This is a genomic window from Myxosarcina sp. GI1, assembly GCF_000756305.1.
GTDB lineage: Bacteria > Cyanobacteriota > Cyanobacteriia > Cyanobacteriales > Xenococcaceae > Myxosarcina.
The window spans coordinates 6,343-29,985 of record NZ_JRFE01000004.1 but is presented as its reverse complement, the minus strand read 5'-3'; the positions used below and the strand labels follow the sequence as shown (position 1 = coordinate 29,985).

The 23,643-nt window shown below is 41.7% G+C and carries 1 protein-coding gene; it reads right to left on the bottom strand.

Translation table 11 applies throughout. The features are described 5' to 3' along the window. Positions 1–34: 34 nt before the first annotated feature. Positions 35–23,554 carry a LamG-like jellyroll fold domain-containing protein gene (locus tag KV40_RS34505; protein ID WP_036477316.1) on the bottom strand — a complete coding sequence of 7,840 codons (23,520 nt, stop codon included), beginning with the start codon at positions 23,552–23,554 and terminating at the stop codon, positions 35–37. Positions 23,555–23,643: the final 89 nt, after the last annotated feature.

Genomic DNA, 23,643 nt, shown 5'->3' with positions numbered 1-23,643 from the left:
TCCTACATGACTAGTAACGCTCGCGCCAATTTTGTTAATCAGAAAAGTAGCTCGATAAATCCGAGGCAAAGAAGTTACGAATTTGGGCGATAGTCGTACCATTACGCTTAATTAAGCCGTAATAAGTAGAGTCTTCAAAGGTTAATTCACTGGCATTGAGGTCGACTAATTCTAAGGTATCTTCGTCGGGGTTGAAGTCTAAGATCGTATCCGTGACTCCGTTATCGCGAATGATAAAGGTATCGCTACCGCTAGTGCCTCGCAAGCGATCGCTGCCCTCTTCGCCGTCGAGATAATCATTTCCTGCATCGCCGATCAGATAATCATCTCCTGCACCACCGTAGATAGTGTCATTGTCGGCACCACCGCGTAAGAGATCTTTACCATCGCCACCAGTAATGACATCGTTACCAGCATCGCCGTAAACGCGATCGCTTCCCGCACCGCTATCGACATTATCGGCACCATCGCCACCCCGAACGTTTTCACTCTTGGTACTACCTGTTACGGTGTCGTCACCCGCACCAGCATCAATGGTTTGATTGCCTTCTTCATTATTAATAATGTCGTTGTTGTCGCTTCCTTCTACTTTAGTTGTGGTAATGCCAGTTCCTGTTAGATCGATAGTGTAAGCAGCTTCGTCATTGTCGTCGCTATTAATCGTGAGGGTGGCGGTGGCTTCTCCTGCGGTACTGGGGTTGAAAGTGACGGTTAAATCGGTACTCGCACCTGCGGCTAGGGTAGTATTGGCGATCGCGCTACCATTTTCTAAAGTAAAATCGCTAGCGTTAGTGCTTGTAAGGGTTACATCTCCCAAGTTGAGAGTTTCCGTACCGACATTTTGAATTGTGAAAGTCTGTTTAATTGTTCCCGCGTCAATGTTAACGCTACCGAAGTTTTGGGTTGTGCCACTAACTAAATCTGTTTGCCCTTGAGCAACATTAATTTCTGTACCATTACCCGTACCACTTAAGTAAACGATATAGGGATTTTCATCAGGATCGTTACTACCAACTTCTAAAGTTGCATCTATCTCTCCACCAGAATTAGGATCGAACTCGATAGTTAAATAATCGTAATTTACCGTATCAGAATAGTAATCGTAACCAGCGATAGATGTAGGGATATCTCCAATAATTTGAAAATCACCCGCACCTCCCGTTTCGCCATTAATCACGATATAGTCTATTTCTAAATCGCCATAATTACTGTTATATAGTTCAAAGTCATACTGAACACTACCATCGGCAACATTAACAGAACCAAAATCGAAACCATCACCGTTAATAATTTCATTTTTATTACCAAAGCCAAAATCAAAACCACCACCGTTGCTAGTTTTACTACCATCATCAAAAATATCTAAGTCTGGATAAGTAATAAATAGATCTAAAGTTCTGACCGTATCTGTGCCGTTAACATTGACCCTAAGACCAACATATCCTCCTTCGCCCCCGACTGTATATTTTTCAAGATCGACTCCTGCTTTGAGATAGAGTTCGTTACCATCGATTTCAAAATCTTTTGTATAGGAGGCTGTAAAACTAGCAACACTAAAGGTTTCGTTGCCGTCTCCACCAGTAACAACTAGATCGGCAAGCTTAATCCGATTGGTAGTATCGGTATCTACGGGTATTTTACGAACTGTATTTTCCAAAGCGAATGTTACCGAACCTTCAACAAGGTTATTAAGTTCCAAGTAGAAATTTTTGGTAGTAGTATTGGTGCCGTCGCTGACTTCTACAGTAACGATATGTATATCGTCAAGCTCGTAATTTAAATCCGTGCCTGCTTTGAGATAAAGCTTGTTATCAATTAGTTCAAACTTATCTGCATCACCACCTGTAAGCGCAACGGTATAAGTTACTGAATCGGGATCGCTAATGGTTATATCTGTAAGTTCGATCGCGCTACTAGTATCTGTATTTTCATCCAACTTAACAGTAGTGCTTCCTAAAGTTATAGTAGGTGCTTCGTTGATATCTGTAATCGCGATACTAAGAGTTTCTGTATCGCTATAGATACCGTTGCTGACTTCTACAGAAACGTCTAATTGAGTGTCAGATTCGTAATCTAAGTTTGTTCCTGCTTTGAGATATAGTTGATTATCAATTACCTCAAACTTGTCTGCATCATCTCCCGTAAGAGTAATGGCATCGGTTGTCGAATCATCATCGGTAACAGTTAAATCGGCAACTTTAACGCGACTATTGGTGTTTGTATCCTCAGCTAAAGAAGTAACTGCATTTTCTAGGGTTAAAGCAAGTGCGAAATCGACATCGGTAATGGCAATACTAAGAGCTTCCGCATCGCTATAAACACCATCGTTGACTTCTACGGTGACATCTAATTGCGTGTCAGATTCGTAATCTAGCTCTGCACCAGCTTTGAGATAGAGTTCGCTATCGTTAACTACTTCAAACTTGTCTGCATCGTTACCTGTAAGAGTAATGGTATCGGTTGTCGAATCATCATCGGTAACAGTTAAATTGGCAACTTTAATCGCACTACTAGTATCTGTATCTTCTGAGAGACTAGTAACTGTGTTATTTAAAGCAATCTCAGGTGGTTGGTTGCCATCGAAAACGACAATTTTTAGATCTAAAGAACCACTATTAGTGTCATCATTTACTTCTAAAGTGAGATTTAATTCTGGTTCGTTTACATGGTCTAAAGTTGTACCAGCTTTGAGATAGAGTTCTGTGCCGTCGATTTCAAACTTGTCTGCATTGTCTCCAGTAAGACTTATAACGTTGTTGAGGTAAGAATCAATTGTGTCTTCATCGGTAAGATCGATCTCGGCAACTTTGACTCTATTGCTAGTATCGGTGCGATCGCTCACCTCAATTTCTAGAGCTTGTTGGGCATTGTTGACCAAAACGCCATCATTACCGTTACCAGTGCGATCGCTTACGGTATTGGTATTTACAGCAGCAAAATCATAGTATGCAACTAAACCCGTTTCCGTTCCTGTCAGGGTATTATTCAGATCGGTTTGGATTTCTGTTTGGGTGCGAGTAACATCCCAGAAGCGAACATCTTTCATCTCACCCGTCATAAAGAAAGATGAATAATCCCTACCTAGTTTAAAAGTATCACCGTCATTATCGGCGACATCAAAAGCCGAATTTGTCTGTTGAAGATTGAGTTCGCCATCTACATACATCGAAACGGTCGTAGTATCTTTATCCCAAACTAAAGCTATATGATGCCATTCTCCATCAAGAACCGCAGTATTACCCGCATTCGATCTGGTAGTTGCAACAGCATATCTCAAGTTGTAGTTTGTCGCCCAATTATGTAAAGCTTTTTCTCCCGCTTTTAAAACTCCATCGGAGTTATCTTTAGCAAAAATACCGCTAGATATATCATTGCTATTAATCCAAGCCTCAAAAGTATAGTCTGCGTCTAACCGTATTGAATCGGAATCAATTTCGACGTAATCTTTATCGGTATAGGTTTCATTGAGAGCTAAGTAGCTACTAGAAGTAAAATCGTTTGTGACATCAACAGTAAAGGTAGCAGCATCGTTGAGGTTGTTAATTTCTAAGCTAAAAGGTACAGAATCTACTAGAGTGTTGCCAAGGCTGGTATCGTATAGCTCTATCGTTATGTTGTAGCCATCTTTGGTTTCATAATCGATCGCTGTATCCGCTTTAAGATATAGTTCCGTACCGTCTATTTCAAAGTAACTAGCATCATCTCCTGTCAGACTTAGAGAATTACTTGCTAAAGAATCATCGGTGATATTAAGATCTGCGATCTTAACTCTACTGCTAGTATCGGTATTCTCGTCAAGATTGGTAACAGTATTCTCCAAAGCTAAGGTAGGAGCTTCGTTGACATTGGTAACTAAAATTGTAGTGTCTAAATAGGCTTCTAACGTCGAACCAATACTTTCATCATTTACTTCAATGGTGACATTAAATTGAGGTTTAGTTTCGTAATCCAAAGTTGTTCCCGCTTTAAGATACAAATCGTAGATTTTGTCATCATCAGTATTTGCTAAATAAAATAAATCTTTATCGTCACCCGTTAGAGCAATGTTGTTGGTATTAGCACCAACATCTTCATCGCCAATAGTTACTTCGCCTAACTTGACATCATTGCTAGTGTCAGTGTCTTCATCGATATAAATAATGTCTTTATTATCTGCATGGTTGACTTTAGTAGCATCGTAATTACCAGTAGCATCAAAGACAGTATTTTCACTATCGGTATCAAAAGTGTAGTAGGCAGCTAAACCAGTTTCGTTGCCTGCCAGGGTAGTATCTAGATTTGCTGCTATTTCTGATTCTGTACGTGCGACATCCCAAATTCTAACCTCATCTATTAAACCAGAGAAATGGTTCGTACCTCCACTGGTATACCAAACGAAAGGATAACCGATTTTAACCGTATGACTTTCGTTATCTGCATCTAAACCAAAGTCAATACTTGCCGTATCGAGAATGCCATCTACATACATGTAAACGTCATCATTTTCTCCTACTAAAGCAATGTGATGCCACGCACCATCGTTCACTTTTGTTGAGCCATTTAAAATACGTCCGTACGGTCTGAAATCTAAATTACCACTACTGTCTATAACCAAGCCTTTTTCGGAAGATTCCGTAGTAAGGTCGTTATCAGTTTTGGCAAAAATTCCTTGATTAGTTCCAGTAGTTTGAATCCAAGCTTCAAAAGTAAAATTGTTACTACCAAAGTCAAACAATGCAGAATTGGTGTCAACATAATCATCAGTGCCATCAAAACCCAGACTATTTCTAAATGCGGTATCTTGTTCTATGGCAACAGTAGGAAGATCGTTAAGGTCGTTGACATTGAGCGTAAAATCTATAGAAGTCTCAAAACTATCGCCTACCTCTTCATCATCTACTTCAACAGTGACGTTATATGCTGCCAGATTTTCGTAGTCTAAAGTAGTTCCTGCTTTGAGATAGAGTACGGAATCTTCAATCTCAAAGTATTCTGCTTCGTCACCCGATAGATTTAGAACGTTAGTGCCCAAAGCATCATCGCTGAGGTTAATATCGGCAACTTTAATCCGTTCTGTGGTGTCGGTATTTTCGTCAATGTCTGTTACCGTATTTTCTAGAGCAATAGTTGGTGTTTCATTGACATCGGTAAGGGTTACGGTAATGTCTTGACTAGCTTCTATCGTTGCACTATCTAATTCGACAGTAAAGTTTAATTCCGAGTCGGTTTCATAATCTAAGATTTCTCCAGCTTTGACTACCAGTTCTGTATCGCTAATTTCCAGCTTGTCGGCATTATCTCCCGTCAGAATAAGATCTTCAGTGCCGTAAGCAGTATTTAACATGGTAATGTCGGCAATTTTGGCACTGGATGTATCGGCACTATTTTCGGCAATTTCGATATTATTATCGAGGCTCAAGCTATTATCGCTGATGACTCCAGCATCACCATTTAAAGTTCCGTCAAGACTAGCACCGTATGGATCGACGCTGCCTACTTCATCAAAAATAGTAGTGGTGCTATCGTTTTGGAATGTATAGTAAGCAAATAGATCGGCTTCTGTTCCAGCAAGTTTAGTGTCGGTCGTAAAGTTATCGATAATATCTGTTTGGGTTAAAGCTTGACTCCAGATTCTTACTTCGTCCATTTCGCCAGAGAAGTTACCAATATCAGCGATACCTAATTTAACTTTAGAATCAACGTACCCAAAACCCCAGTAGAAGATTCCACTCCTGCTAGCGGTATCGTTTACTCCGTCTACAAAAATAGTACCTTCATTCGTAGTATCATCATGGACATAGGCTACATGATGCCATTCACCGTCATTGACAGCAGTATTTCCAGTAACTACATAATCATCATCAGTTTCCCAATATATATCGTCGTATTGATAAAAAGTTAACTGCCCAGAATCATTAATGTAGAATAAACTTTCTCCTCGTGATTCGTACCTATTAGAGTCTTGGTCGCTAATGATACCTTGTTGTTCGGTTGCCGAGGTTTTAATCCAGGCTTCTAGTGTAAAGTTGCGATCGTTATTGGAGGGATCGTAATAACTAGAATAGTCAGTATGGTAATCATAGTTATTAAATGATACGTAATCCCCGTTGCCGTCTAAGGATAGAGTTTGATTGGCTGGTGATGTAAAGCCCAGACTAAATATCTCATTAACATTGCGGACTGGAATACTGACATCAACTGAGTCATCGGGAGTATCGCCAACGGTATCATCGTCAACTTCGACGGTGACATCTAAAGTAGGATTGGTTTCATAATCAACCGTCGCATCTGCTTGAATATATAGTACGGAATTTTCAATTTCAAATAAATCTGCGTCATCACCTGCAAGACTCAAACTGTTAAGATTATTGGTTTCTAAAGTATCTTCGTCAGTGAAGCTAATCTCACCAATTTCTATTCTTGCGCTGGTATTTACAGTTTCAGGTAACTCGCTATTGATAACATCTACACTGGGATCTTTTGGTGCATCATTAGCATCGGTAAGCCTAATCTTAAGCGCGATCGCATCATCGGGAGTATTGCCAACGGTATCATCATCAACTTCAACGGTGACATTTAAAATATTATTGGTTTCGTAATCTAGATTTGCTCCTGCTGCTATGTAAAGTTCCGTACCGTCAATTTCAAATAAGTCGGCATCATCACCAGAGAGAGTTAAGTTATTAGTTCCTAAAGCATCATCGTCAATAGGAATATCGGCAATCTTAACACGCTCGGTAGTATCGGTATCTTCTGCTAGAGTAATTACACCGCGATCGCTTTCTAGGGAAGCATTATCTACTAAAGTGTTGTAGTAATAGAAATTATCATCGTCAAAGTTATAGTAAGCAACCAGATTTTCTTCATCACCAGTTGCAGTTGTCGAGAGACTGGTTTGGATTTCATCCTGAGTCAGAGCTTTGTTCCAAATCCTCACATTATCTAGTTCGCCAGAGAAATAGCTGGCTCCATAAGCGAGTCCGAGTTTGAAGGTATCGTCTTGGTTATCTGCTGTATTAGTAGAGTAATTCTCACTCTTCGTATCATTTACTCCATCGACATAGATATAACCCTGACTATTAGCAGCATCCCAAACTACCGCTACATGGTGCCATTGTCCGTCATTAACTGCGGTATTACCGACAATACTATTGTTGCCGTTACCGATAAACTCTGCTTGACCCGAACTGTTGATATAGAATGCTTTTTCGCCACTTTCCCAGGTAGTATCATCATCAGCTTTGCCAATAATTCCTCCCTCGGTTTCTGTAGTTTGAATCCAGGCTTCTAAAGTAAAGTCCGTGTTGGCGAAGTTAATAACATCGCTATTGGTTTTAACATAATCGCCGTCTCCGTCTAAGGCTAACACCCGATTGGTATAGGTGTCGGTGTAATCAAAACTAATGCTTGGTGCTTCGTTAACATCAGTAAGATTGACTGTGGCATCAAAAGGAACGCTAAAAGTTCCGTCATCTGCGTTAACAATGACATCTAAAGCAGAATCAGTTTCATAATCGAGACTTGTTCCCGCTACTAAATATAGTTCGGTGTCGTTTACCAGTTCAAAAGATTCCGCATCATCACCAGAAAGTGAAAGAACGTTATCCCCTAAAGCATCGTCGCTAATAACTATATCGCCAATTTTAATACTACTCGTGGTATCGGTATCTTCTGCCAGGGTTAAAGTACTATTTTCTAGGCTAAGACTCGGTGCTTCGTTGATATCGGTAACGGGAATGGTTAAGTCTACGGTTTCGTTGGTATCAGTATCGGTTACGGTAACTTCGTACTGCGCTAGAACTTCAAAGTCGGGTGCGGTGATGAAATGTAGTTCGTCGCCAATCATTTCAAATGAGGCTGCATCCGTACCGCTAAGGCTGAAATTGCTACTGGTGCTGAGAATTTTAGCAACTTTGAGGTTAGTGGTATTTTCCGCTACTTCAACAATTATCTTAGCTTGGCTGGTAGGAGCGGTAAGATCGATGGTGTTTTCGTTATCGCCTAAGTTGCTGTAGATAGTCAGTGCGATCGCGCCAGCGGTAAAGGCGGCTGTATCTATTGTGTTATCGCCTGTTTCGGCATAATAATCAATGGTTTCAATGCCACTGTGAGTAATGTTGATAAAGTCAGTACTGGCGATCGAAGTATTGTCAGCAGTAATAGTCTGAGCGGCATCCGATTCATTGGTTACAGTTAACGAATCGTTGCTACCCGTTCCGCCTTGAATATCTATAGTATCGATATTGCTATGGGTAATAACTTGGGTTAAATGACCTGTTATTTCTGTATCGGTAACAGTAAAAGCGTTATCGCTACTGTCATTGGCATCATTTAAGACGAGTGTATTAGCTCCTTCTCCGCCATCAATGTTAACTATTCCCTCTATGGCATTGCTCAATTCAATATTGTCATTACCCGCATCGCCGTAGAGGTTTAAAGTTATCTCGCCAGCAAGTGCTTCAACTACAAAGCTATTGTTTTGGTTGGCAAAAGTAATATCGATCGCCTCAAAGCCAGTAAAGTTAACCGCAGTGCCAGAAGTGCTATCGGTAATAGTGTAAATACCGTTGCTGTAGGTTAAAGTTCCTGCCGTTCCTACAAAGTCGAGATTTAAAATTCCCGTACCGCTAGTATTGCTGAGATAGGCATCTTGAGTGGTATCGAGTCTGTAAGAGCCGTCAGCTTCTAAATAGACATCTAAATAGTTATCGCTGCTACCGATAGAGTTGTTGTCACCAGAGTCATTGCTAATATCGGTACTGCGAATATTTTCATCATCGGTGTCGTTGCGATCGCGAATTTCTCCTGCAACGGTAAGATTTACGTTATCTCCTGCATAAATTTGTTCGATATCAAGATCTCCCGAAGCCTGGTTGAGATAGATATCGTTGTTGGCACGGGCAGTTAGGGAATTGGTAGCAAGTTCAATAGGAGTAGTGTCACTGCCAATACTGGCATCTCCTGCTTCAATAATCGTATTGCTAGCGGTGATATGAGTAGAGCTAGTTGTAGTTCCGCTAATTCCTTTACCAGATTTGAGACGGATTTCGTTAGCACCAACATCGAGATCGTTAATAGTAATATCAGCTTCCGAACCCAAATAAGCATCGGCAGTAGCAGTTACGTTGAGTTCTCCCTTAGCTTCAAAATCTAGGTCGTCTATTTGCTCGATAACGATACTGTAAATAGACTCGGCATTGTCATTGGGATCGCTTACTTCAATTCCCGAAATATCTAGATAAGTAATGTCGTTTGGTTCTGCTGTTAGTAGATAAAGCAGATCTTCATCGCTAATACCAATTATGCTACCGTCTGCATTTCTGACATCGATCGTTTTCGTACCTTCATCAATGCCAATTCCGCCACCAACATTGAGTGTTAAGTTACTAGCTTGGATGTTTTCAGCTTCGATATCTACTTCCGTATCGGAAACGGGGAGTAGTAAGCCTGGATTGATTACTCTGGTAAGTTCGTCTACCGTCCACACAGCACCTGCGGTAATTTCTGCTTCTTCTTCGGTGGTTGCAGTATAGGTATAGTCTGGATCGTAGTCATCGGTGAGTCCCGATGTTGCTAATTCTTCATGGAGAGTATGATATTCGGTGGTTTTGTTTTCTTCCAAAGTGGCGATCGCACTATCGCTATAGCCTAGTTCTATTAGCTGTGTCTCCTCGGTATCGCTAAAGCTGTATACATAGTCGGGGTTATATTCATCGTAGGTGTAGTCGGTAATATTGTTATCGTCGTCGTAGACTGGGGTGAGGTTACGATACTGCCAGTAAAGCTCGTATTCCGATTCTTGAGCGCGTTCGTATGCCTCTACTGCTTCGGATGCTGCTGCGCTGGCTGCACCCGTTTCGTCGGTAGCAGTACTACTAATATCTTCGTCGGTTAATTCCATATCCGACCAGACAGTATCGAGTAAGTCGGCTCTAGCTGCTAAGTCTTCTGTTTCTTCGGGGTTGTAGTCGATAATGTTGCCACTAGTTACGGAAAGATCGACATCGCCGTTACTAGAATTAGCTGAAGCTAAGTATAAATCTCCACTAGTTTCAGTTACATTGATGTCGCTTGCTGCATCTATAGTTACGCTACCAGTTTCCGACGAGCCAGAATCGATGTTGACATCCAAACTAGACGAACCAATATTACCCGTATCGGAAGTCAGAGAGATTTCCTGACCAGTAATTTTAGAATCAATAGAATTTGCTGCTAAGTTACCGTAGGCTTCAAGATTGACATTACCAGAAGTACTAACCGTATCGACAGTCAGATCCCCTTGGGTTTCATCGATATAAATATCTCCTGTCGCGGTAGCGTTTAGCGTACCACCTTCCAAATCGGTATTAATGGCAATGTCGCTATCGCCGATAGAACCGTTACTGTTAATAGTCAGGCTTTCAGTATTGATTTCATTTTCTGTCAGAGAACGTACCGAACCAGCGGAGCTATCTATAGTTGTATTGCCGCTAATATTGGTAATGTCCTCGTTGAGCCAAACAGTAGCATCGGAGTTAACTTGAATCGAGCCTGTATCGTTACCGATGAAACCAACTTCGATGTCGTAGTTAGCCCGAACAGTACCCTGATAATCCCTTACTACTTCGCGCTTGTTTTCCTCCGCAAACCAAATATAAGAGGCTACTTCGCTAGAAAAAGTAGGATTATCAGTATCCCAATTAGTAGTAATCGATCTACCTAAACCGTCTTGTTCGCTACCGTCATAAACTCTGGTGAGAGTAGCTGCATCGTATTCAACAATACCGTTGTATGAACCATCATTATTTTCTCGGTCGTTCCAAGTTCCATCAGGGTAGATGTTTACATAATCTTCGTCGCCATCGTTATTTGGCTCTCCGCTATTCCAATTGGTATAGTCAGCAGTTTCACCGCTGACCCACTCAAAGTTACCTTCACTATCTTTGTCGGTGTAACCAATCCAGAAATTTTCGCCGTAACTACTAAACTTCGATTCTATCCAAGCTTGTTCATCTGCATCATTAATAGTGACCAGATTGCCATCGTAGCTTAAGGCATCTGTTTGGGTTGCCGTCCAAGAACCCTTATCTTCGGTAAGGAAATACAGCTTGCCATCATAGCGGTTATAGGTAGTCGAGGTAGTATTGGGACTTGATAGAGTAACATCATCTATAGCTCTATAGTCCCATTGATAATACAGATTGCGATCGCTTAAGACGTAATCAACTGTATTATTAGCAGAAGTTTGCGTATAACCATTAATCTGAGAATTATCACTAATTACAATATCGCCATTGACATCTTGCGTATAGGTGGTGGTTAGGTTTGTAGTAGTTCCGTCATCGTTATAACCTGTTTGACCGAGATCGATAATCTTAATCTGACCTTCAACACCTTCCCCACCTGTATCTAACTGTGACAGTTCGAGTTCGTAGTCTGTTTGGTTATCGATGGTAATGTTGCCAAATCCATCCATTGCTTTAATGCTGCCATTACCAGTACTGACAATATTGCCGACTAGCTGAACGTAGCCTCCTCGAACCGACACATCTTCTACTTCAATGCGATCGCTTTCAGAATTGTATCTGGCAGTTATGTTATTTCCATAAGTATCTGGGAAATAGTCGGAAAGGTCTAAGAGTGAAGCAATACTGATGTCGCTAGTGCTAGATAGTTCGATAATGCCCCTACGGGTATTACCACTATTACTATTACTATCATTCCAAAGTCCATTCGTTGTTAGAACAGTATAATCTTCTCCCGTACCAAAATCATTAGGTTCGTTCTCGTCCCAATTAGTGTAGCCAACAGCAGAACCATCGATCCACTCAAATACCCCTTCTTGGTTTCGATCGTGGTAACCGATCCAAAATTCTTCGCTATGGCTAAAGGTAGATTCAATCCAGTCTTGTTCGGACTCGTCATTGATACTAACTAAATTACCGCCCAAAGCTGCTGCTTGGGTCTGGGTTTCTTGCCAAGTACCCGCATCTGAAAGTATATAAAAGCGATCGTTATAAACATATACATCGTGACTAACGCCGAAGTGTGAAAGCGGGATTTCGATGATACCTCTAACTAAATCTTGAGAACCATAATTGAGATAATTATCATTATCATTCCAAAATCCACTAGGTTCCATTTGGGCGTAATCTTCATTGTTATCAGAATCATTGGGTTCGCCAGAGTTCCAATTGGTATAGGTTAATTCTTCTCCGTTAGCCCAAACCCAGCCATCGGTTGCGGGGTTGGTTCGTCTTGCAGATTCAAAACCGCCATAACTTTCGTTATCCGTTAGTCCAATCCAGAGTCGTTCGCTACCGCCGAAAGTATCATAGAGCCAATCTTGTTCGTATTTATTGTTAATGGTAACTAAGCTACCACCCAAGCTTTCTCCATATTCTTTTACATGATGCCAATAGTCTTCTTTCTTACTCAGTAAATAGATACTATTGCCGTAGATGTAGCTATTTTCAGGTAGATCGATACTATTTAAAGCGTCTAAACTATCAAAATCAGCGATCGCATTTAGATTGTCTGCTAATTTAGAGAAAGTCGTTTGCTCGGTTTTGAAATCTTGGATAATACTATCAACATTACTATCGAGAGTTAGGTTATAGTCGGCAATTCCACTTTCAATAGTTCCCGCAACATTAATATATTTTGCATCGATAAAGACACTACTTTCGGCAACTAAACTACCGCCACTAGCTTCGTCAAATTTATCTTGGATTAAACTGCTGTCTGTAACCTCATAATCAAGTCTATAATTTAGCGATCCATCGGTATATTGAGGAACATAGTCGCTACTAAGCCCTTGATAAACAGGTGTGCCATCATAAAAGAATTTTTTAGTGCCACTATCAAATTCGTGATCGTAAATATATGCTTCTTCTACAGTCGCTACATAACTTTGAAACTCATCATTCCATATAGCTTCGGGACTAGAACCAACGGTAAAAGCATAACCATCGCTGAGGTAAAAGCTTTCTCCAGAATCTATATTAATTGTTTTTGCCGAAATTTCTCCAGTGGTTACGTAAATCGTGCCATGTGCATTGGTAATATTTACAGAGCCATTACGATTGGTTATCTCACCTTTAATTTCCAGAATTGAACCACTACCAGAGAAATTTTCATATTGATTTTCAATAGTAATTTTTGCTTCTGTCTCTTCGCTATCGGTGGTGGTAATGTTAGTAAAGTCAACTAGGTCGCTGTTAATTGAGAGATCGCTATTGGCGGTAATGGCAGCATTGTTAAACAGCAGTTGTCCACCGTAATTATCATTAATTTTGACATCATTAATGCGGAAATAAGCATCACTTAGATTGGTAATGGCAATTTCGGCATCTCCTTTGGCTTCTAGAGAACCACTGCCAACTAAATAATCTCCTGAAACATTAATACTACCTACTGCAACTTCTATATCTGAGACTTCTAAAACTTTGGTATTGGATATATCTCCTAAATTACTTAATTCCTGTTCCCAAAAATCAATTTCTGCTTGAATAGCGTCAAGATCGAGGTCAGCACTAGTACTATTTTCTGCTTCTGTTATCTGTATGTTCAAATCATCAATAATCGCCTGAATTTCTTCGGCTAAATTAACAGTAGATTCAGTTACCGTAACCGTTTCGTCATTAGTAGCAACACTGTAATCTTCGTTAATAGTTAAAGATTTAACATTATCTACTCCAGCAGTTATATTGCCGTCAACAGTAACGCCATTGATAAAAGTTTCTGAGGTAGAATCATTGGTCAAAACAGAAGAAACATCTGCACCAAAAAAATTAGCTATACTGCTAGCAACTTGACTATAAACATCCGTACCTTCTCCCGATGCTTCGGCACTATAGCTACCATCATTGTTATTGCTAATTAAGTTCAAATCTTGGCCGCTAGAAACTGCTGCACCATTATTAATCGCGATCGCATTATTGAGGGTAATATTACCATCGGCATCGATGTAATTTTTTGACATGGGGCTGGCAGATTTGTTCCAGAGATTTGTATCGGCATTAACTTGAATACTATTGCTATTGCCGTTAGTATCTTCTCCTGCTGCGAAATTAACATCACCCTCTGCGGTAACAGATGCACCACTATTTAAGATAATTTGATTATCGACATTGGCTTCAGCTAACGTATCTCCCTTAGACACCCCAGACAGTCCATAAGCACTGGCATTTGCTTCGGCTTCCAAGTCGGCGATCGCTCTGGTGCTAAAGTTGAGATCGTGGGTACTGGTAATATCGGCATCCCCGATATTGATATAGGCTTGGTTGGTGTTGTTGGTAACTTCGGCATCGGCTTTAGCCGAAGAAATTAAACCACCGCTATTAAGCTTGGATTTGACATCTGCTCGCACATCATTGAGTATGGCGAAGTCCATATTATCAATAGTGTCGTAATCTTCGTCGCCAACGCTGAGGATCGCCCCATCATTGACATTAATATTACTGGTATTGGTAATAGTAGTAACGGTTTCTACTGCGGGCAGATCTACAACCCCACCCGAACCAGATTCAGCGTTCTCATCGTCTAATGCTGCTTGCTCGATATTGTTGATAATGGCAACATCAAAGTCATCATAAGCCGTGACGTTAGCGTTGCTATTAAAGTTGACTTCGACATTGGCATTGACGGTATTTTCGCTGTTAGCACCACTGGCACCGACTAAAGAAGCGTTAGTACTGTCGGTTTTGGCGTTGAAAGTAGCAATGTGTTCGGCTGCAACATCGATGGTATTAACGGTAACTTGACTATCAATATTGGCTTGGGTATCATTGGTATTTCTCGTCTCTGCTTCAGCAGCACGTCCAGAGATAATTCCGCCACCACCAGCAATAGATTCGGCGTAGTTATCATCATCACCGTTGACATAAACACTAAAGGTATCGGCATTTATTGTTGAATTACTAGCAAGATCGATGTTGTTGCTGGTATCTGATTCAGCCAGAGCGTTGTTAAAACCGAGAGCCAAAATACCGCCGTTATAGCCATCAGCAAAAGCATCCTGACTGCTGTTGAGATCGGTTTGGAGAGTGGCAGTGTTGGTAATGTTGAGAATTGCTCCCGAATTAATATCAATGGTGGTGCTAGCCGTATTTCTAGCTTCGGCAGTAGTAGCATTAACAGAACCTATCAACGAACCACCAGAAGCACTAGCATTAGCTTCGGCGGAAATTCCCGTATCAGGTAAAATTTGTTGGGCAGTTAAGCTAAGATCGCTGGCGGTAACATCAGCATTACTACCGATGTAGGCATTAATAACTGGTGCTACTTCTACCGTTACTTCAGAGTAGCCAACCTGAATTCCACCCGCAGCACTGACTCCAAAAGCATCTCCCGTTACTTTTGGTTGAGCGATCGCGGTAATAGTAAGGGTGTTAGTTACGTCAAGATCGGCAGCATTGGTAACGTAAGCTTCTGTAGTCGAAGTATCCTTAGCAGTAACGCTATTACCCGCACCAGCAGTAGCGATCCCTGCCGAAAGAGCAGTGACATTGCCATCTAGAATAGGTGTAGTAGTTGCAGTAACATCTAAATTACCCGTAGTAACTACGTCGGCTTTATCGATATAGGCTTTGGTAGTGCCATTAAATTCAATATCTGTAACGCTGGCACCAATAGCTGTAATACTGCTTACTGCTACACCAACCACGTCGGCATCTATAGTTGGCGTACTGGTTGCCCCTACCGTAACATCATTAGCACTAACAACGGCATTGTTACTAACGTAGCTAGATACTGTAGAAGAAATAGTAGCGGTAACTTCTCCTCCAGCACCAGCACCACCAATGGCAGCAGCAACGGAAGTAGTAACCGCTTCTGATTCAATGGTAGGAGTGGAAGACGCATTTAAAGTAACATCGTTAGTGGTAGTTACTTTGCTGTTATCGATATAGGCATTTACAGCGTTATTGATAGTAGTATCCGTCAGAGAAACACTAACCGAAGCACCAATAAAGCTAGCTGCCAGAGAGCCAGTACCGACAGTGGGTTTAATCGTCGGCGTATCGGTAGCCGTTAGAGTAACGTTGTCTGCCCGTACTGCATCGGCTGTAGTCAGGTTGCGAATTAAAGTTTCTACCGTATTAGTAGTAGTAGTAATTACATTAGCTCCTGCACCGCTAAGAGAAGCACCAGAAGGTGCGACTGCGGCAGCTAGGGATGCGGCTACGGCATAATTATCGTTAAAGGTGAGAGTAGAATTGGCAGTGAGTTTTAGATCTCCTGCTGCGTCAACCGTGGTGCTGTCGCTGGAAGTTGCTCCAATATACGAGCGAACGGTATTGCCGATGGTGTTGTTAACCTCCACTCCAGCGATCGCCATACTAAAGGAAGCACTGGTACTACCTGAAACCGAAATACTACCGCCAACGGCAACTGATTCAATCGTACTGTTATCTTGGGCATTGAGAGAAATCGCACCACTGGTACTAGTAGCTTTACTACCATCTTGGATATAGGCTTCAATCGTATTAGTAATATCGTTAGTGGTTGCCGCTCCCGCACCCGACGCGCTGAGAGAAGCACTTGTACTAGCAGCAACGGAAACCGCACCAGCCATAGTCAGATTTTCAATATTAGAGGTAGATGTAGCTTCAATAGTTAAGTCACCCGCAGCCGTTACCTCGGCATTATCAATGTATGCACTTACGGCATTGCTGATAATATTTTCGGCGGTAGCCACCCCTGCGGTAACGCCTCCACTAAACCCAGAACCAATAGATACGGCGACGGCAAATCCTCCCGCATCGGCAGTTACGGTACTGTTATCGGTTGCTTTAATAGTAATCGCACCGCTATTGGCACTGGTAACGGTACTGTTATTATCTACGAAAGCTCGTACGGTATTAGCAATTTTGTTTTCGACTCCAGTTCCCGCTCCACTGAGACTGACATTTAACCCCGAAGAACCAACCGAACCGCTAGCTGCGGCACCAATACTAAAGAGATCGACGGTTCCAGTAGATGTAGCGGTAGCACTAACTCCTGCTGCTGAATTAACTACAGCATTACTGATATAGGCTTCGACTGTATTGGCAATATCGTTATCTGCCACAGAAACCCCTACCGATGCCGAACCATTAGCCATTCCATTGCCAAACTTCAGAGAGAGGGCATAGCCTCCAGCATCGGCAGTAACCTTACTATTATCCTGTGCTAGTAAAGAAATTGCGCCACTGCTAGTAGTAGTTCTAAATTGACTAGTATCTGCTACGTATGCAGAAATTTGATTTTCAATAATATTTTCCGTACCCGCTCCCGCACCAGTCAAACTAACACCAATACCGCTACTGCTGTAGGTTCCCGAAACTGCTGCACCTAGAGCAAAAGCGTCGATAGTTGAATTGGAAATTGCAGAAATATCAATTGTGCCGTCTGCTTCTACTGAGGCATCGGTAACATGAGCCGTAACCGTATTGGTAATTTCATTACTGGCTACACCCGCACCTACCGATAGAGCGGCACTGGTAGACCAAGAATCACCCGCGATCGCTAAGGAAACTGCTGCTCCACCAGCATCGGCATAGATAGTAGAGTTGTCCGTTGCCTTGACAGTCATGGCTCCCGCAGCGTCTACATTGGTGTCAATGTTATTACTATCGTCTAGATCGTCAATTGAGGCATCAATCGTATTATTAACAATATTGCGCGTACCCGCACCCGCACCACTCATAACCAGTCCGCTCTTATTCCAACTAGCAGAGCCAGAACCAGAGATCGAGTAAGCTGTAATTGTGGAAGTAGAATCGGCAATGAGTTCCAAATCTCCCTGAGCCACTACTCGACCATCTTTAATCCTGGCTTTGGTTTGGTTTTCAATTTCGTTGATGGCAATAGAAATACCAATAGTAGCAGCATAGCTGTCGGTTTTGCCTTGTAGTAGAGAAAAGCCGAAAACTCCAGCAAGAGAGAAAATTTCGGCATCATCGTTAGCAAGCAGTGATAATTTGCCGTTCAGGTTAGTTTCTATCTCGGTATAGCCATTATCGATATAGGCTTCGGTTGTGTTAGCAGTATTGTTATAAGTCAAGCTGAACTCGGCTGCCATACCGTTTAAACTAGCACCAGCAGCGACCGCAAAAGCATGAATGGTATTAGTGTTGGTAGCGTTTAAGCTAAGGTTAGTGGCAGAAATATCTGCGTCCTCGATATAGGCTAGGGTAGTGTTGTCGGTAAAGTTTAGTCCGATACTCGCACCAATGCCGTATTGACCCGAATACTGTAGCGCACCTGCTACGCTGAGAATTGAGGAGCTATCGGTAGCAGTTACGATAATATCGCCACTGGAGTTAACGTTGCTGTAGTTGGCAATGTAGGCATAGGTGTCATTGGTAACGTCATTGTCTGTGAGCGTCCCTGCAAAAGCTACACCTTTATCGGCAAAAGACCCAGAACCACTTGCAGCAATTCCCAAATGATAGTTTTCGTTGGTACCAGTAATATTAAGACTGCCCGAATTAATCGCCGAATTATCGACATAGGCTTTGGTTTCACTTGTCACCAAATTGAAGCCAAAAGAACCAGCAATACCGTATGAACTTTCTGTATTAGAGCTACCTTTAGCAGCCGCGATCGCCACTGCTCCTCCAATGGCATAGATTTCATTATCGCTCAGGGCGGTAATATTAACGGCGTTATCTGGAACGTAGAGATCTATACCTTTGACATAGGCTCTGGTTTTGTCTTCGATGTAGTTAATAACGGCACTTCCCGAAACACTCAGTCCCCCTGAAGTTCCCGTAATCGAAGAGTAGTCTTTTAATTGAGAACTACCAGCAAAAGGATCTGAAGCATATTCGGTCGAACCAGAGGCAAAAGTACCCGCGATCGCACCTCCTAAAACTACCCCGCTATTTTCACTGCTGACTGTTACTGCACCCACAGCATTAACAGTACCCTGGGTAAGAGAGACGGTTATTTTCTCAAAGAATTGATGTTCGCTACCATTACCCGTATTGGTTAAATCGAGCGCGTTATTATTAATCTCGCTATAGCTATTGGCTTCGGCTTCGGAACTCGCTAACTTGATGGTATTCTCGTCAATAACAATGGCGTAATAAGTTCCTCCATCGGTTAATTCTCCATCTACAGTGCTAATACCAGTATTGCCACCATTACCGTAAATTAGAGCATCTCCCGTACTTAGTTCGTGGTCGCTCAGGGTAATCGTATTGGCTTCGAGATTGACAATTGCTAGAGAAAAAGAATGATCGCTACCGCTACCCGTATCGGTTAGAGCGATTGCGGTATTGTTAGTATCGCTATAGGCGATCGCATCAGCATAACTACTCGCGAGTTTAATCGTATCGCTATCTATGGCAATAACATAATAAGCATCTCCGTCAACTAAGGTGCCACTACTCGTACCAATACTCGTTCCCTCGTTGTTACTGTAAACTATCCTTTCGCCTGTCTCAAAGCCATGACCTAAAAGATTGAGTTCATTAGTATCGATATTAACAACGGGAGTCCGCAAACTGTGAAGTTTGCCATCTCCAGTAGAGGTAAGATCTATTGCTACTTCATTTGCGGCATCGGTAGCGTTAGCTGCTAGCTGTAAGCGATGATCGTCTACTTTAATAATGTAATAAGTCTGTCCGTCAACTAGCTCGCCATCGGTATTATTCGCACCAATATTAGTATCGCCGTCATTGCTATAAACTACCGCGTCTCCAGTCTCAAAACCGTGGCTGTTATAGATAATGATGTTATTTTCTAGATCTAAAACCGAGCGAGTAAAGTAATGCTGGTTTAAACCTTCAGCCGTACCACTATGAGTTAAATCTAGGGGCGTATTGGTATTGTCATTAACATCGGCTAACTGGAAATTATTATCGTCAACGTAAATTACTTTATAAGTCGTTTCGTGTTCTAATACGCCAATATTTTCGACGGTTAACTCTTCTTCGCTTTCAACATTGGGAAAGTCATTAGCGAGATTGTTATAGGTAACTAAATCTCCGTCGCTCAAACCGTGACTGGCTAAAGTAATTGTATTGTTACTAATTTCGCTAACATCAATTTCATCAACAACGATAGTTTCATTAGCAGGTTCGATAAATTCATACCCCTCTACCCCTTCAGTGGGACTAAAGGTAGTTTCCGAATCACTATCTCCCCCGCTAGGAGCAAAAGCAAGACTGTCTAAAACAATTAGTTCCTGATTAAATCCCGTTCCGCTGCTGCTTAAATCTTGGGCAACTCCTGCTAGAGCATTACTTTGGCTAGTAGCTAACTTAATCGTGTTCTCATCGACGACAATTACATAGTAAGCCTGTTCGGGAACCAGATTACCGATACTTGTTTCTCCTGCATTATTGTAAACAATGGCATCGCCAGTAGTTAGCCCATGATTGGCGATCGCAATACTATCGTCATCGATATTGACATCGCTAGTAGCTGCAAAAGTAATAGTGTCTGAAGTATTCCCCAAAATCGCATCAGTAGTGCGATCGATAATATCGAAAGTTGCTGCTACGCCAATTCCCTGGTTTTCTCCCGTTGCAAAACCCCCTGTAAAGTTATAGGTATTACTATTATCTAGGGCATTAACGGTAATTGTTCCCGATGATTCTACCGTTGCTAAATCGGAAACATGAGCGGTAACTTCACCAACGCGATCGACTGCTGATAAGCTGATGTTAGTCGCTTTCTTAGCAGATCCCGTAATACTCCCCGTCGCGCCAATAGAAATCTCGGTATTGTCTAATTCGGCATCGACATCCAAGGCATCGGTATAGATTGTGGCACCATCTTTTATAGTTGCTTTGATGGTGTTGTCCGTGTTGGCATAAACAACACCCGCTCCAATTCCCGAATCAGAAGTTACTCCCTTGCCAAATAAGGTGCTGTAATTGCTTTTACCTTTTAAAATCCAGAAACTATTACCGAGAATTGACATCAGATCGTCTACAGGATTGAAGTTTCCTGCAAAATGAAGGGTAAAAGCATTTCCATAAGCATTGACTAATACCGTCTGATTCCCCGAACGATAATTATTGTCTTGATTTATCAGGGCATTTTCTCCGATGTATGCCTGACTGTTATTATCAACATCAAAGTAATTTACCGAACCTGCATAGGAAGTATCGCCAGAAGCTTTGGCTTTTGCCCAAGAATTAAATAAAACGCCTACCCCCAGGTCTTTTTTAATGTGACCTGTAATGTTAGAAATCAGATCGTTAACTTCTTCGATTCCCTGTCCTATAGAGCCATCAAAATTGAGCTTGAAATATTCCGTCACATCTGGATCGAAAGGCATATCGATCTCTGATTCAACGCTCATTGCTCCTGATGCATCGACAGAAGTATTGTCCCCGATATAAGCCTTAGCAGTATTTTTGATATCGGCTATAGAAGTAGCAATAGTTGCACCCGTAGTCGATCCTTCCTCTTCCCCCGATTTAATTTTGGCTTTAGAAGCAGAGGCAAATTCTGGTATTTCTTCGACTTTTGCCGAAACATCAAGAGTTCCCCCCGATTTTACTGTCGCACCGTTACCAATTCTCGCTTCTGCCGTGTTGCTTTGATTGGTGTATAAAATCGAACCTGTAAGAGCGGTTTGTCCAGAATTACTGGATTTGTTCTTAAATCCAGGTATTTTTGATAGAGCTTTTTCTTGTCCTTTTAGAATAAATTTAGAAACAATAGAATCGGGTTCGCCAATTACAACCTTTGATGCAGCTTCATTAGTAGTAGTTATAGTCTCTGCATTAAGATCGATATTTCCCGTAGTTTCGGTATTACCATCGAGCAAGGCTTGGGCGTTGATGTCACCCAAAGCTACATTTAATCCTAAACCATAGCCTCCTTTGGAAGTTAAACCCAACACATCGAGAGATGTACTGTGGTCTTTATTGGTAGTAGCATCAATATCTAAATTGCCACCAATATTGAGAATCGAACCACTATCGACATCAACAGTTGAGTTAATATCTGCTTGAGTAACTGTCGCGCCAAAGAAATATTTAGAATTGCCTTTAAGTTTACCGAAACTTTGAGCGGCAGCAGCAACACCCAAAGTACTATCTGCATGAGAAGAAACAATTAGATCGCTAGAAGTATTTATTCGCGCTCCCGTGCCAATATTTACCTTAGCCGTAGGGTTGGATTCACCGTAAGCAGCAGCTAAACCCAACTGCAAACTAAAAGCATCAACTTCCGCGCTAGCAGCAGCATCGGTATCAAGAGTTAGTCTACTAGCCTCTATCTGAGAATTTGTGCCAATATCAATTGTTGATTCTGCATCCGCACGAGCGTAACCAAAAACAAGAGATTCAGTCTCTAATATCCCGAATCCTGTATTCAAATAACCATTAAATATCTCTTCTATGTTGTCTAAAACCGAATCATCTTCGCTAAAGCCATCATAGGTATTGGAACTATCAGAATCAACATTCAGGGCAACAGCACCACCTTTCAATACCGCACTATCTTCTAGATAAATTCCCGCACCAGCATCGTCAGAACTTCCCGTATCGCTTGCCGTAAAGTTTACCGTCCCTGCTGTGTAACTACTACCATCTTCCACCTGAGCTAAGACAGCAGCATTGCTGGCTAGAGTTATATTTTGTCCTGTAAAAGTAATATCACCCGAACTGCCTATTGAACTATCGCTGCCATCGACTTGACGAGTCGATACATTCGCACCGCTACCTACATTAATAGTTTCCGCATTAACACTAAAATTACCACCAAAAGTCTGAATATTTCCCGTAAGGTCAACAGTATCGTCTCCTCCTTCTCCAGCAACGCTAAGAGCGATCGCATTAGTACTAAAATCTAAATTAGAAATTGCAATAGTATCGTCGCCATTACCCGTATTAATTTGAATTCCAGAAGTAATGTTAGTAAGTAATGTCGAGTAGACTTCGCTACCAGCTTCTTGAATTGTTAAATTTGTGCCATCATCAGAAACAGCTAAATTTACTGCGTCAGTAGCAGTATAGGTAAGTAAACCATTTTCCAAAGATGTTGTAGAAGCTAAGACATCTTGATAGTTAGATAAAGCTAGAGAGTTGGTTTCAATGTCTCCCTTAGCGTATTCTAAATCCCAATCGCCACCCAAAACACTATTACCCGTAAAATCTTCTGAAGCAGCGACATCTGCGCCAGTAAGTTCGCCCAGGCGATCGACAAAATCTTGTCCCGTTTCTCCTTCTGCTACGTTACAACCATAAAATAGAAAATCGGCATTTTCTTGTAAATTATTACCCCATCCTGTCAAGCGATCGCTATACTTATCTAAATTCGACCAGTTTAACTCTGTCGCGCCTAGCTGTAGACTTCCTTCATCGCCGTGAGTAACAAAGTGAACCCCACTAATATCTTCCTGTTGCGCTAGGACTTCACTAACCCGACCGATGCTGTCTAAACTACTATCGAGAGTAAATACCGAACCCTCAAATCCTGCAATTAAACTTTGATAGTCTTTGACGGTTTCATCGACAAAAATAATTTCCGAACTCAGTAAACTTGAGGATGTAGTTGTCTCGCTTTCTGGCTTTAGAGGCTCGAAACCCAATCCAGATAGTTCGGAGGTAAATTCCCAGTTAGTATCGTTAAAATTGGCAGAAGACATAGTATTTATCGGTCAAAGTATAAAAGTTTGCTAAATATTTGTAACGGCGTTTTAAAAATTACTGTGGCGATCGATTTTGAATTTGCAAG

Excerpts from the sequence above, each read along its gene's own strand:
- KV40_RS34505 (WP_036477316.1), bottom strand. The coding sequence starts at position 23,554 with ATGTCTTCTGCCAATTTTAACGATACTAACTGGGAATTTACCTCCGAA.